Source organism: Rothia nasisuis (assembly GCF_928381405.1).
In the GTDB taxonomy this organism is placed as follows: Bacteria; Actinomycetota; Actinomycetes; order Actinomycetales; family Micrococcaceae; genus Rothia; species Rothia nasisuis.
The window spans coordinates 245756-260083 of sequence record NZ_CAKMSB010000001.1; the positions used below are offsets into that span (position 1 = coordinate 245756).

At 55.5% G+C, this 14328-nt stretch carries 11 protein-coding genes; 6 read left to right on the forward strand and 5 right to left on the reverse strand.

All coding sequences use genetic code 11. The features are described from left to right. Positions 1–154 precede the first annotated feature (154 nt). Positions 155–1579, forward strand: a complete 1425-nt coding sequence (gene glnA, locus L6966_RS01060) for a type I glutamate--ammonia ligase (RefSeq protein ID WP_237232717.1) — start codon at positions 155–157, stop codon at positions 1577–1579. Positions 1580–1948: 369 nt separating this feature from the next. On the opposite strand, the gene L6966_RS01065 is transcribed toward glnA (L6966_RS01060), so the two are convergent. Both L6966_RS01065 and L6966_RS01070 read right to left on the reverse strand, forming a co-directional pair. Further along, entirely contained in the window at positions 1949–3091 is a 1143-nt protein-coding gene (locus L6966_RS01065; protein ID WP_237223741.1) for an MFS transporter, read from the reverse strand. 2 nt (positions 3092–3093) lie between these two features. Further along, a complete protein-coding gene (locus L6966_RS01070; RefSeq protein WP_237232718.1) occupies positions 3094–4725 on the reverse strand; it encodes a YcaO-like family protein in 1632 nt (543 codons plus the stop codon). Between the two features lie 443 nt (positions 4726–5168). Here L6966_RS01070 and L6966_RS01075 point away from each other — a divergent pair, with 443 nt between their 5' ends. From L6966_RS01075 to budA, 3 genes are all read left to right on the forward strand, one after another. Next, a complete protein-coding gene (locus L6966_RS01075; RefSeq protein ID WP_237232719.1) occupies positions 5169–5549 on the forward strand; it encodes a helix-turn-helix domain-containing protein in 381 nt (126 codons plus the stop codon). Between the two features lie 22 nt (positions 5550–5571). Then, positions 5572–5961, forward strand: a complete 390-nt coding sequence (locus tag L6966_RS12150) for a transposase family protein (protein ID WP_419721871.1) — start codon at positions 5572–5574, stop codon at positions 5959–5961. A gap of 484 nt (positions 5962–6445) precedes the next feature. Continuing rightward, positions 6446–7198 (forward strand): acetolactate decarboxylase, encoded by a 753-nt coding sequence (gene budA, locus L6966_RS01080; RefSeq protein ID WP_237223738.1) that lies wholly within the window; start codon positions 6446–6448, stop codon positions 7196–7198. Here the strand turns inward: budA and L6966_RS01085 are convergent. Beyond that, a complete protein-coding gene (locus tag L6966_RS01085) occupies positions 7195–10275 on the reverse strand; it encodes a bifunctional [glutamine synthetase] adenylyltransferase/[glutamine synthetase]-adenylyl-L-tyrosine phosphorylase (RefSeq protein ID WP_237232770.1) in 3081 nt (1026 codons plus the stop codon). The two genes, budA and L6966_RS01085, sit on opposite strands and share 4 nt — an antisense overlap. 159 nt (positions 10276–10434) lie before the next feature. Continuing rightward, a complete protein-coding gene (gene glnA, locus L6966_RS01090; protein ID WP_083091745.1) occupies positions 10435–11778 on the reverse strand; it encodes a type I glutamate--ammonia ligase in 1344 nt (447 codons plus the stop codon). Positions 11779–12006: 228 nt separating this feature from the next. Between glnA (L6966_RS01090) and panB the strand changes: the two genes are divergently transcribed. Next, on the forward strand, positions 12007–12897 hold the full coding sequence (panB, locus tag L6966_RS01095) for a 3-methyl-2-oxobutanoate hydroxymethyltransferase (protein ID WP_237232720.1): 891 nt from the start codon (positions 12007–12009) through the stop codon (positions 12895–12897). A gap of 187 nt (positions 12898–13084) precedes the next feature. On the opposite strand, the gene L6966_RS01100 is transcribed toward panB, so the two are convergent. Continuing rightward, positions 13085–13285: an SPOR domain-containing protein gene (locus L6966_RS01100; protein ID WP_237223736.1), complete on the reverse strand. Its 201-nt coding sequence runs from the start codon at positions 13283–13285 to the stop codon at positions 13085–13087. A gap of 125 nt (positions 13286–13410) precedes the next feature. Here L6966_RS01100 and map point away from each other — a divergent pair, with 125 nt between their 5' ends. Beyond that, positions 13411–14316 carry a type I methionyl aminopeptidase gene (gene map / locus L6966_RS01105; RefSeq protein ID WP_237223735.1) on the forward strand — a complete coding sequence of 302 codons (906 nt, stop codon included), beginning with the start codon at positions 13411–13413 and terminating at the stop codon, positions 14314–14316. Positions 14317–14328: the final 12 nt, after the last annotated feature.

Consider the following 14328-nt stretch of genomic DNA (forward strand, 5'->3'; position numbering starts at 1 on the left):
ACCGGTGCAACCGGCACCATAGCTAAGTTACACACGCGAAACATAAGCGACACTTCAGGGCAAAAAATCCGCCCTAGGCTAGAAACAACAACACAGGAGCCTGCCTCGCGCGGGCCCCCGCCGGTCGACAACAACTCAAGGAGAACAACCGACCATGTTCACAACCGCACAGGAAGTCCTCGACTTCATCAAAAACGAAGACATCAAGTTCGTTGATATCCGTTTCACCGACCTTCCCGGCGTGCAGCAGCACTTTAACATGCCTGCCAAGTCTATCGACGAGGACTTCTTCACCGTTGGCCAGATGTTCGATGGTTCTTCAATCCGCGGCTTCCAGGGCATCGCAGAATCAGATATGCAGCTCATCCCTGACGTCACCAGCGCCTACGTTGACCCCTTCCGCCTTGAGAAGACCCTGATTGTCACCGGATCCATCGTCAACCCCCGCACCGGCGAGTCCTACCACCGTGATCCCCGCGGTGTCGCTGAGCGCGCCGAGGAATACCTGAAGTCAACCGGCATCGCCGACACCGCCTTCTTTGCCCCCGAAGCTGAGTTCTTCGTCTTCGAGAATGTTCAGCATGAGGTCTCACCCCAGTCTGTTTCGTTCACCATCGATTCAGATGAGGCCCCGTGGAACTCTAACCGTCGGGAAGAGGGCGGCAACCTGGGTAACAAGACCAACACCAAGGGCGGCTACTTTCCCGTCTCCCCCGTCGACAAGCAGGCTGACCTGCGTGACGCTATGTGTGTAGCTCTCGACGAAGTCGGCCTCGAAGTTGAGCGTTCACATCACGAGGTAGGTGCACCCGGCCAGGCTGAAATCAACTACAAGTTCTCCACCCTCACCCAGGCCGCCGACGACCTGCTCAAGTTCAAGTACGTCATCAAGAACACCGCAGATGCCTGGGGCAAGACCGTCACTTTCATGCCCAAGCCCGTCTTTGGCGACAACGGTTCAGGTATGCACTGCCACCAGTCGCTGTGGCTGGATGGTGAGCCCCTCTTCTACGACGAGCGTGGCTACGCTGGCCTGTCAGACACCGCGCGCTGGTATATCGGTGGTCTGATTGAGCATTCCTCATCGGTTCTGGCCTTCACCAACCCCACCGTGAACTCCTACAAGCGCCTGGTTCCCGGCTACGAGGCCCCCATCAACATGGTTTACTCGCAGGGTAACCGCTCCGCCGGTATCCGCATTCCCATCACCGGCTCCAACCCCAAGGCTAAGCGCCTGGAGTTCCGCGCACCTGACCCCTCAGGTAACCCCTACCTAGCCTTCGCAGCCCAGCTCATGGCCGGTCTGGACGGAATCCGCAACCGCATCGAGCCACCCGCCCCCATTGACAAGGACCTCTACGAACTGCCCGCCGAAGAAGCAGCCGACATCAAGAAGGCTCCCGCCAACCTTGAAGAAGCCCTGGCAGCCCTCGAAGCTGATCATGACTTCCTGCTGCAGGGGGATGTCTTCACCGAAGACCTAATCCAGGCCTGGATTGAATACAAGCGCACCAACGAGCTCGCTCCCCTGCAGCTGGTACCTCACCCCCTCGAATACCAGCTCTACTACGGCGTCTAAGACCAGCTAGGTAGTGAGGCTTATTCATTCTTATAAGGGTAGAGGTACCTTAGGCTCACAGCGTAACTGGCCCGGACGAAGTGCCCGGGCTCAAGCGTGCAGGCACTCATGAGGGCACAGAATCAACGGAGTGAAGCGAGCGAAAGGCAGGGAGAGGGGCCAAGCGACTCCCTTGTCTGTGCCCTGTAGGCAGAAATTTCTTGTTCTCACAGTCTCGAGTGATTCGCAGAGGTTTCTTTTCCATCTTTGGGCAGAGACCTCCGCTCATTCCCATGAACTCTATCCGAGCCAGCAGCTACGCTGTGAGTCCGGGCACCGAATACCTTTTGAATAAGCTTCATATTTTTATTGCCTCTGAAATTACTCTCATTACACACCTTTAATGAAATGTAATCGAAAGGCGATAAGTGCTACACACCCATACAGAACCATGCTAGGGGTACTTGCCAGCAGGGAACCGCCAGCATCAGCCAGCCACCCGACAAGAATGGCAGCTGCTCCGGCGACAAAGGAACTCAGAAGAGAGACAATTGAACTAGCACCGGCACGCTGTGAGGCGGCAACAACTAACTGAAATTCTGATTGGCAATATACGCTGGTTGCGATGTGGAACAAAACATGAAACCCAAAGCAGAGGACAATAAGGCCAACATTCTCAAATGCAGCAAATCCAAAAATAGCTAGGATATTAAATGGCACAAGCCAATACAAAATGTTTCGGCTAACCTTCCTATGACCTATGAACTGTCCACCCACGACTCCTGCAATTTTCATGACGGCGAACCCTAAAAGTACAGCAGTGAGGCTGGTGTCGCCAAGACGTAGTTGCCAGAGTAAGAAAGGAGCAACAAGCGCTGCGTCTGCACAGATTGAAAGCCACGCCCTAGGGTGCCGTGAAATAGCATAAAGACCACCGAGGTATTCTCGAAGAGGCTCCTGAGAGTGTCCGCTAGCATAGTGTTTGCTGGGGCGGCCAAAGAAAAAGGCAATGCCTGCACCTGCCATGAACAACGCACCTATCGCCCAAATAAATCTTGGATTGTGCGAGAAGCCTATAAGACCTATTGCTCCACCCAGGAGTGAGGTTGCAGCACCAAGAACTGTGATAGCTCCGATTGCACGGCGGCGCTCGTAATCGCTAACAGTTCCTAAACGGTTCAGTACATAGGCGACTGATGTGCCGCTCATGGCTGCTGCTCCTACCCCAGTGAGAAATTCAGCTGAGAAATCTCCAACAAGCCCCAATGCCAAGAAAAATATCACTAAGCCGAGGAAGCGGAGCGCGTTACCGACTTGAATTGCTACCCAATGAGATTTACGGTCAAATATTATTGCAGATGGAATCTCAGCTAGAGCAACAGAGATATTGAATGTTGCGATAAGTGCGCCGATGACTGCCGCAGGATAACCTATGCTATAAAAGTAAAAGTTGTCAAAGGCACTAAATGCACCAATACCAATACCACTTAGAGCTAAAAAAACCCAAATTCCTATACCAGTATGTTTAATCATTGTTACATAAAAAGGGGGCCGGTGTATTTGACGAATCCTTTCGTTGATGTAAATTTACTCCAATCATCAAAACGACGAAGTTTTGGGAAGTATACATCATCTAGAGGTAAAATTCTATTTGAAATACATCGCACTACACTATGCCAGCCGCTATCGTTTAGAATGGAACGTGCAAAATATATTCCATTCCTAGATGCATGCTCCACTAGTTCCTGCAGTATAGAATCTGGTGTTTCGGCAGAAGAAGGCTCCCAGAAATTCACATTATCTATTTCTGTATATTCAGAGTCTCCAAACAAACCAGGAAATATTTCCTTAGCTTTACCAGACCACCAGAGAGACCTCATGTCTGTTTCTGAAGATGTAACTTCGACTCCAGTAGCAATAGATCGCCACATCTGAATAGCCTCGATAATTGACTTATTAATAGACTCTTGCGGGTTGGGAGTGACACCCATTCCGCGCGAGCACATATTTACCCCAGGGATATTTGAAAAAATCGTACAATGAGCGATGGGAATTTGCAGTGGATTGGGCACCCAGCGGAGAACTATATCGACATCATATTGATGCCGAATAGAATCCGCTATGGAGCTATGAAAGGGTTGACCTATCGGGATAAGCGACATATTTGTTCTCGTAGCAAACCAAAAAGCATCTCTTTCAATAAGCTCGAAAATTGCTTGAAGTGTAGCTTCTTCAATAGTGCCTCCAGCAGCAGCTCCTGTCGTCGAACTCGGAGTAGGAGATATAATATCATTGTTTGGTGGTGTGTATGGGGCGAAGATAAGCGAGTCTGGAGCATAAATCATATCTCTCCCACCGAGGACTTCTAGGCTACGCACCTCTATTTGAGAATCATCAGATATCGCGATTGATTTTTTATCGAAATCCAGGGCACCGTACCATTTCTCATTACGGAAATGACGAGCAGCAAAAACCTGTGTTTCACCCATCGGTCTTGAGCAAATATAGTATCTTTCGATACCTTCACCAATACAACTAGCTAAAGCCTGTTCAAGAGACGTCCCCTTTCCCCCCACTGGCGCAAAATCCGTAATCTTATCAAGAAACATACCTGTGTCGACGGTATAAATCCCCCCAGTGCTATCTATACTTGGATTGAGAAGGACAGATGCAAAACCAAAATATCCTCGATGAGCAGAATTGAAATTCTCAGAAGATATTTTTCGCTGGATACCATTCCCTGCATTTAACTTTTTTAATTTTTCTCCCGTGTATGAAAAATAAGGTCGTTCAGGTATCAATTCAGACAGCTCATATGTACATTTTTGACAATCGGGCCAGGGTGCCAGCATTGACCAACTCTGTGCTATTTCAGCATTTGTAATAGCCATTCCAAATCCGCTAGATGCACAATCTATTACAGTAGATTCCGCAGTATCAAAATCTATTTCAGGTACAATATCTGAAGTAGAATTAAAAAGAATATTAAATTTTCTTTGAAGGCAAGTTCTGCATACTCTATTATTTTTAGCTTGCTGCGCCACAACTACAAACAAATCATCATTAAGTGGATGACTCATTGTATCCACCAAAATTTCCTGATAAACATTTTCCTTACCCGCTAACTGTTCAAGCTCAGAGTTTATCAGTTTACGAAAATTTTTCATATAATTCCTATACGGAGTGGGGGGTGTAGGAATACCTAACACCCCCCATCACAAACTCGCTTATCGCGCGTTGTAGCCACCAGCCTGACGGGTAGCGTAGCCACCAGCCTGACGGGTAGCTCCTGCACTCGTGTTGTGCTTACCAAACAGGTTAGACTTCATTTGAAGCCTCCATTCTTTTGTGTATACAATTGACATATGAGCTAGCCAGCGGTTTAAAACTATCATGTTCATCCAGAACCTATCAAGCAGATATTTAGACTCATTTTTAGAAATTTTTATTCGTAGTGGATACCCGAGAATGAGGATGTACGGACACCAAGAGGCTTATTCATAAGGGGTCCACACCCCAACCCCCACCAAGAGACAACGGCCCCACCAGGCGGCAAAAATATGAGCGTTAAATCTCCACAAATAACCTCAAACCACACCAGGAAAGACCGTTGCACCACCAGCGTACAACCGGGCTCACCACCACGCAATTCGCCATACTCATCACAGCCCTCAACACCCACCTCACCTGGATCAAACCAGACCAAAAACCCCGCAGGCTCACCCTGACCCAGGCCCTAAAAATCACGCTGATCAGCTACCGACAGAACCTCACCCAAGAGACTCTCGCCCACCTCTTCGGTATCTCACAGCCAACCATCTCGCGGACCATCAAAACCATCGAAAAGGCCCTAGAAAAGGCTCTCACTCCACTAGTCCCCAGCTTAGAAGAGAGCCTGAAAGCACCTGGCTCTTTTGTGATTGACCGAACCCTTGTCCCCACCTGGAACTGGCGTGTCCCTTGGGAAAAGAAATTTCTCTGGTCAGCATAAAAGAGCAGGATTTAACCATCAGGTGATCTGCACCCTCGATGGCAGGCTCTTAGCTATCACAGAACCGCTACCTGGGGCTAGACATGATGCTTACGCCTTCAGAACCCACGGGCTAAATCACTTTCTTGATTCTTCGACTTTGGCTGATAAGGGCTACGTAGGTTTGGGACTGGCCACACCGACAAAGCGCAAGCCTGGGGTGAAGCTAACTAAGGAGCAGAAACGAAATAATCGGATGCTCAATCGGCTACGGTCGGTGGTGGAGCGGGTCATCGCGCTGGTGTTGCACTTGGCGGGTTCTGCACACAGGCTTCAGGCGTCCGTTGGGCTCGTATGGGCGGGTGTTTCCAGTAGTTCGCGGGTTGCTCTTTTTGGCTGCGGGGTACCCCTTATGAATAACCCTCCAAACTGACTCGGATGGAACTTGCGGGAATGGGTAGAGGTTTCCGACCACAGGGCAGACAAGGAAGTCGCTTGGACCTTCTCCCTGCCTTTCGTTCACTCTTAAACTTCCCCGCACGCAGTGAACCACTTACTCAACGACTCGAAGAAGGCCAGAAAACCAACAACATGCATGAGTCTGGGGCATCAGATGTGGACTTTTGAATAAGCCTCACTGACTCGGCAGCTGGAATGTTTTGCCTCGTGAACGCAAGCCTATAGAACGAGTCTTATTCATAAGCTCTTTCTCAAGACATCAACAAGCTCGCTCCCCTGCAGCTGGTACCTCACCCCCTCGAATACCAGCTCTACTACGGCGTCTAACCCCACTGCCTATACTGTAGATAAGGCAGAGAAGCCGCGCGGTGCGCGTCCCACACAAGCTACCAAACCCAAGGACGTTGCCGCGCGGCTTTTGCGCGCCGGGTGTGAGGCACCAGCGACGAAAGGACACCATGAACGAGCAGCCAGCAATCCTTGAAGGCCGGTCAACTATCTACCGTAACGAGGTCTTTCAGACCGGGCTGATGAGCCAGCTACTAGATGGCATCTACGACGGCGACATGACTATCGGTGAGCTACTCGGCCATGGCAACTTCGGCGTGGGCACCTTCGACGGCCTGGACGGCGAGATGATTGTTCTCGATGGCACCTGCTATCAGATGCGCTACGACGGATCCATCTCGTTGGCCTCCCTCGACCAGAAAACACCCTTTGCTGTGATTACCAACTTTGTGCCAGCCATCAAACGCGACCTCCCCAAGCACCTGCTACGTCAGTCAACCAGCCAGGTACTCGACAATTTCACCCTCTCAGATAACTACATGTACGCCATCAAAATTGTGGGTCACTTCGAGTGGGTGCGCACCCGCACCGTCAAAAAACAGGTCAAACCCTACCCCAAGATGGTCGATGCCGTTGAGGGCGAAGACATCGTACAGTTCACTAACGTTTCAGGCACCATAGTGGGCTTTCGCACCCCCATCTACGAACAGGGCATCGGGGTGCCCGGTTGCCACGCCCATTTCATTGATGACGAGCGGACGCGCGGCGGGCACGTCATTGACTTCAAGCTACGGGACGCCCACGTAGAAATCTGCCCCGGAACCGGCCTGCGCCTACACCTGCCGCTCAATGAGGCCTTCTCGAATGCGGACCTATCTCCAGAAGACCTTGCCGAGCAGATTTCGAAGGCAGAAAAACACTAGGCCGGGTAGAACAGCTTTTCGTAGACCGCGCGAGCCTGGCGGGTAATACGCAGATAGTCATCCTCAAGAATGCGAGCAGAACCCGGCGCGTAGCCGCACCAGCGGGCGATAGCTTCAAGGTCGGAACGGGTGGTGGTCAGGGTATCTGAAGCCCGGCCCGTACGTAGCACATTGAGGCCGCGTATCTTCGATGCTAATTTCCAGGCATCGGAAAGCAAGGTGGCATCACATTGATCAACCAGCCCTGCCCTGGTAGCGGCCTCTAGAGCACCCAGTGTTGAGGTGGTACGCATACCTTCCAGCCGATGGGCGTGCTGTAGCTGTAGAAGCTGAACTAGCCACTCAACGTCCGTGAGCCCACCGCGGCCCAGCTTGAGCTGACGGGTTTTATCTACGCCTCGAGACATGCGCTCGTTCTCCACCCGGGCCTTCATACGGCGAATCTCGGTCACCTTGTCAGGGCCGAAGGTTACCGGGTAACGGTAGGGGTCAATCAACTCAACAAAGGCCGCCCCCACGTATTCTGAACCGGCAAAAGGGCGAGCCCGTAGCAGGGCCTGGAACTCCCAGGTGTCAGCCCAGCGCTCATAGTACTCACGGTAGGAGCCCAAAGACCGAACCATAGCACCGGCCTTACCCTCGGGGCGCAGGTCAGCGTCAATTTCAAGCACCTTTTCGGCTCTGATAGCGGGCGTGGTGGGCTGCTTGAGCAGGGTGACCATACGGTTGACCAAGGTGGTGGCCTCAGCCTGAGCGTCTTTCTCATCGGCCCCATCGCGCGGGATATGCACGTACATGAGATCTGAGTCAGAACCGTACCCGATTTCTGCCCCGCCCTGGCGGCCCATAGCAATGACGGCGACATCAGTCAGCGGGGTGCCCCCGCCTGTGTAGAGCTCGCGCTCGGCAATCGCCAGAGCTGACTGAATAGCGCCCCGGTCAACATCTGAGAGCCCGTGGGCGACCTCAGCGTTAGAGTTCAGCCCCAAGGCCTCCCCCATAGCCAGCCGCAAAATTTCGCGGCGGCGTACCATGCGCACGGCCCGAATAGCCTCGTCTGAGTCGGTGTGGCGGGTTAGCTGCGAGCGCAGCTCACCAATGATAGCTTCGGTTTCGCGTGGCTTAAGGTCTTCGGCCCTATCAAGCCAGGCAATTGGTTCGGGGGTATCTTCGAGCAGGTCGGTGATAAAGCGGGAGGATGAGAGCAGAGCGCAGAGGCGCTCTGCGGCTGCCGGTGAGTCGCGGAGCATACGCAGGTACCAGGGTGTGCCGCCCAGAGATTCGCTGATACGGCGGAAACCGAGCAGGCCCGCGTCCGGGTCAACGCCCTTGGCGAACCACCCCAAAAGCACGGGCATGAGTGTACGCTGAATTTCAGCGGAGCGGCGTAGGCCCTTGGTGAGAGCCTCAATGTGGCCCATTGCCCTGCGTGGGTCCTTATAGCCCAGGGCAGCCAGGCGGTCTTGGGCGGCTTGGGGACTGAGCGCAGCCTCGTCTTTGGAGAGGTGGGCGACAGCGGCCAGCAGGGGGCGGAAGAAGAGGCGCTCGTGCAAGGACTTGACGGCCCGCTTGATGGAGGCCCACTGTTTGAGCATGTCAGCTTCGGTGAGCTGAGTGGGGGCCAGGGGTGAGTTCATGGCACGGGCTAGGGTGCGGCGGTCACTTTCTTTGGCTGGCATCAGGTGGGTGCGGCGCATGTAGAGCAGCTGGATGCGGTGTTCCATGACGCGCAAGGTAGCGTAATTCTCGGCAAAATCGATGGCGTCCTTACGTCCGATGTAGCTTGCCTTGGCTAGGGCTGCGATGGAGTCTGTGGTGCTTTGAGTGCGCACTGTTTCGTCGGTGCGGCCGTGGACGAGCTGGAGTAGCTGCACGGTAAATTCGACATCGCGTAGGCCGCCCGGGCCCAGCTTGATTTGGCGGTCAATCTCTGTGGCGGGGATATTGTCGGTGACGCGCTGTCGCATGGCCTGCACGGATTCGACAAAGGAATCGCGGGCGGCAGATTCCCAGATGAAGGGTCGCATAGCCCGAGCCCAGCGGATGCCCAGCTCGGGTGTACCGGCGATGGGGCGGGCTTTGAGCAGGGCCTGGAACTCCCAATTTTCGGCCCAGCGCTTGTAGTAGCTGGTGTAGGAGTCAACGGTACGCACAAGGGCGCCGTCCTTACCTTCGGGGCGTAGGTTGGCGTCAACCTCCCAGAGGGCCGGTTCTGGGGCGGGGGCCATGATGGCCTTAGATAGGGCCATGACCAGTTCGGTGCCCACCTGGGTGAGCGTGTTTTCATCCAGCGGGGTGAAGTTCTCGGCCAGGTCGGCTAGGGGCTTGTGGGCTACGGTGTAGACCACGTCCACATCTGAGATGTAGTTGAGTTCGCGCGCGCCGCACTTGCCCATACCGATGACGGCGAGCTCAACGGCGTCCACGGTTTCTTGCCCCCGGGTGGTGGCGACCTCGGCGCGGGCAATAGCTAACGCCCCTTCGATGGCTGCAGCTGCGAGGTCGGCCAGCAGGCGCCCCGCCGTAGGCATAAACTGGGCCGGCGCAAAACTGATCAAATCATGAATGGCCAGCTCGGTCAGGTGGCGCCGGTAGGCAGTTCGTAGAGCTGTGTAGGCTTCTTTGCCGGTGGTGGTCGCCTGCGGGGTAACTGCGGCTGGGTCAGCGCCCACAGCGGCCAATAATTCGGTGCGGTAGACGGTGTTGAGCGGAGCGATGGGAGTGAGAAATTCGTCGTCGGTTTCGGGCAGTAGGGAGGGCGGGAAGTCCTTGGCCGAGAAATCCTGCACGGTGGCCTGCAGGAGGTCGGTGTGCTCAGGGTGACGTACCAGGAACTCTCCCAAGGCCTCGGAGCCGCCCAGAAGCCGGTAGAGCGACTCAGCTTCGGCGCCGCGGTCAGCTAGGCGCGCTATGTGAGGGGCGCGTTCGATGAGGCGCACCAGAGTGGGTAGGGCAATATCGGGGGATGGGGCCAGACGTAACCCTTCGAGTAGCTTGCCCCGGTCGATGCCGTCCAGCTCTTTCGAGTTAAGCCAGCGCACGCTTTTGGCCGCATCGTAGAAACCGGCTGAGGCCATCTCGGCGATGGTGCGGGCCTGGGCCTTGCGTTCTTCTTCGGCTCGGCGGGCAATCTCTTCGGGGGTGGTGTTCTGCGGGGCGTGAGTCACCGCTGGCTCCTTGGGGTTTAATCACAGCAGGCGCAACACCCTCTGCGGTGCTGCGCCTGCCTGTGGGCTCTAGAGAATGCCCAGGTTGTTCTTGAGTTCGTAGGGGGTGACTTCAGCCCGGAAGGCGTTCCAGTCGCGGCGCTTATTGCGTAGGAACTGGTCGAAAACCTGCTCACCCAAGGTCTCTGCCATGAACTCTGACTCTTCGGTGCGGTGGATAGCGTCGTGTAGGGATGAAGGCAGGGCGTGATAGCCCATGGCGCGGCGCTCGGCGCTCGTCATTGCCGAGATATCTTCGGTCACGGCGGCGCTGGGCAGTTCGTACTCGTTTTCAATACCCCTGAGGCCGGCCGCCAGAATCACGGCGTAGGCCAGGTAGGGATTGGTTGCTGAGTCGATACCGCGGTACTCCATGCGGGCCGACTGCATCTTGTTGGGCTTATAGAGTGGAACCCTCACCAGGGCAGAGCGGTTATTGTGCCCCCAGGAGACGTATGAGGGGGCCTCTCCCCCACCCCAGAGGCGCTTGTAGGAGTTGACGAACTGGTTGGTAACCGAGGTGAATTCGGGGGCATGCCGCAGGACGCCAGCAATAAAGTGCTTGGCGGTGCGGGAAAGCTGGTACTCGGCCCCGGCTTCAAAGAAAGCGTTCGTGTCTCCCTCAAAAAGGGAGAAGTGGGTGTGCATGCCGGAGCCTGCGTGCTCGGTGAAGGGCTTGGGCATAAAAGTCGCGTAAATACCCTGTGAGAGCGCGACTTCCTTGATAACGGTACGGAAGCTCATGATGTTGTCTGCTGTCTGCAGAGCGTCGGCGTGACGTAGGTCGATTTCATTCTGGCCGGGCCCGGTCTCGTGGTGGGAGAACTCTACCGAGATACCGATTTCTTCGAGGGTGCTCACGGCCTTGCGGCGGAAATCCTGCACTACGCCACCGGGAGTGTGATCAAAATAGCTCTCAAAATCTACGGGCTCAGGGGCACCGTTAGCATCAAGCTCTTTAGATTTAAGCAGATAGAACTCAATTTCAGGTGAGGTGTAGCAGGTGAAGCCCATACCGGCTGCCTTAGAGAGCACGTTCTTGAGCACCCCGCGAGTATCTGAGGCGCTGGGCTCACCGTCAGGGGTAAGAATATCGCAGAACATGCGGGAGGTAGGCTCTTCGTTGCCGCGCCAGGGCAAGACCTGGAAGGTGGAGGGGTCAGGCTGAAGTAGCATGTCTGACTCGTAGACGCGAGAAAGGCCCTCAATTGATGAACCGTCAAAACCGATGCCCTCGTCAAAGGCGCTCTCTACCTCAGCTGGAGCGATAGCTACCGATTTGAGCTGGCCCACAACATCGGTAAACCACAGGCGGACGAAACGCACGTTACGTTCCTCGATGGTGCGCAAAACGAATTCCTGTTGACGATCCATGTAACTTCAGTCCGTTCTTCACTTAAATGGCGGTGCCCGCACCCCAGTGGGCGAGCAGAGATACCCCTTGTACCCAATAACTCTAAAACGTACCGGTACCTCCTGCCTAGCTGGCACACACGGCCCGCGCGTAACAGTAAGGTGTTTTACACAAATCTTTCAGTGGGTGAGATATCGCCCCTGCCACCTTCGCCGTTGGCCGGGGAGCACCCACTACAGTTAAGGGTTATGAGCAACGAAGAAACAGCACCCTACGGTACCCCCACCCCAGCGCCCGCCGCCCCTACCTCACTTCGACAGGGTGCCAGCGTCCTCGACGTGAAGAAGGTACGTACCGTACACCTTCAGGCAGCCAAGGACGCCGGTGAGAAGTTTGCGATGCTTACCAGCTACGATGCGCTGACGGCCACTATCTTTGATCAGGCTGGCATTGAGCTGCTACTGATTGGAGATTCGGCGGGCAATAACGTGCTGGGTCACGAGTCTACGCTGACCATTACCGTTGATGAGATGATTCCCCTGGTTAAGGCCGTTTCTACCGCGGCCCAGCGGGCCCTGGTTGTGGCCGATTTACCCTTTGGCTCCTACGAGCAGTCCCCCGCTCAGGCTGTAGCCACCGCCGTCCGTTTCATGAAGGAGGGTGGCGCTCAGGCCATCAAGTTGGAGGCCACGGCCCACCATGTGGAGCATGTGCGGGCTATGGTTGCTGCCGGTATTCCCGTAATGGCTCACATTGGGTTCACTCCCCAGTCTGAACATGCCCTGGGCGGCTACCGGGTGCAGGGGCGCGGCGGCACAGGCTCAGTGCTTAAGGAAACCGCCCTGGCCCTCGAAGCCGCGGGTGCCTTCTGCCTGTTGGTTGAGATGACCCGCTCGGATGTTGCAGCCGAGATTGACCGGGCGGTGCGGATTCCAATCATCGGTATTGGGGCCGGGGCTGACGTCAGCGGCCAGGTGCTGGTCTGGCAGGATGCTTTCGGCCTACGCAGGGGTAAGATGGCCCGCTTCGTCAAACAGTACGCCAACCTCTACGACACCCTCTTTGAGGGGGCCACCGCCTACCGGGCTGATGTGCGCTCAGGGGCCTACCCGGCAGAAGAGCATCGGTTCGACAGCTAGAGTTTACGCTCCCAGCAGTAGCATACTCGCGACTGTGGCTGAGCTTAGCTACCCCTGGGCTCGCGCTCGCTACCAACCCTCTCGCGGGTTTGCTAGCGCTCATACCTGATTCACGCCAGCCCCGAGCCAGCAGCTTCGCTGCGAGCCCGGGTCAGCAGGCGCGAACCGGCGCCAGCGGTGATGAGCTCTACCAGGCGTCCTTGCCCTCGTCCCATTCTTCGTTGCGTTCCTTGGCCTTGGCCATAGCGTTCTGAGCCTCCTCATAGGTGGCAAAGGGGCCCCAGAGCTCGGTAATTTTGGACTGCTGGCCCTCTTCCACTTGCCCGGTGCTCAGGTTGTACCAGTACTGCTTCTCGTGGGGGCCGGGGGTGTAGTCTTGCAGCGACATGCTCTTTCTCCTTTACACAGACAGCATTTAGCACAGCCCACTTTACGCTTCAGTGGGAAAAAGATACAGTTTTTGGCACAGCTTCCAGCCAGCAGGCAGGTGAACAAGCCGATAAGCTAGAAGATATGTCGACTGCACCTGTAAGCCACAACCTGCCCGCAGAGCCGGGTAAAGCTCCCGTGGGCAACCTAACGCCCGGCGTCATCGCCCCCATGCGCCCGGTACCGGCGCACATTGAACGCCCCGAATACGTGGGTAAGCCCGAAGCCAACGAGGGTCAAGGCTCTAACTTCTACACCCCCGAAGAAGTAGAAAAGGTGCGAGCCGCCGGCAAAATCGCTGCCGGTGCCATTGTTGAAGCCGAAAAAATTGCGATACCCGGCACCACCACAGATCAGATTGACGTGCTGGTGCACGAATACATCTGCGACCACGGGGCCTACCCCTCAACCGTTGACTACCGCGGTTTCACCAAAAGCGTTTGCACCTCCCTCAACGAGGTCATCTGCCACGGCATCCCCGATTCCACCGCGCTCGAAGAGGGTGACATTCTCAACCTTGACGTGACCGCCTACCTAGCCGGTATGCACGGTGATACCAACCGAACCCTGCTCATAGGTGAGGTTGACGAAGAATCCCGCCTGCTGGTTGAGCGCACCGAAGAAGCCCTGAACCGCGCTATGAAGGCTGTACGCCCGGGCCGTGAAATCAACGTGATTGGCCGCGTGATAGAAAAGTACGCTGCCCGTTTTGGCTACGGCGTGGTGCGCGACTTCACCGGCCACGGCGTCGGCCGCGAATTCCACTCCGGCCTGATTATCCCCCACTACGATGCGGCCCCAGCCTACAACACCGTCATCGAAGAGGGCATGATCTTCACCATCGAACCCATGCTCACCCTAGGCACCATCGAATGGGATATGTGGGAGGACGACTGGACGGTCGTCACCCGCGACCGCAAGCGTACCGCCCAGTTTGAACACACCATGGTTGTCACCGCCGACGGCGTTGACATTCTCACCCTGCCCTAAACACCATCACTC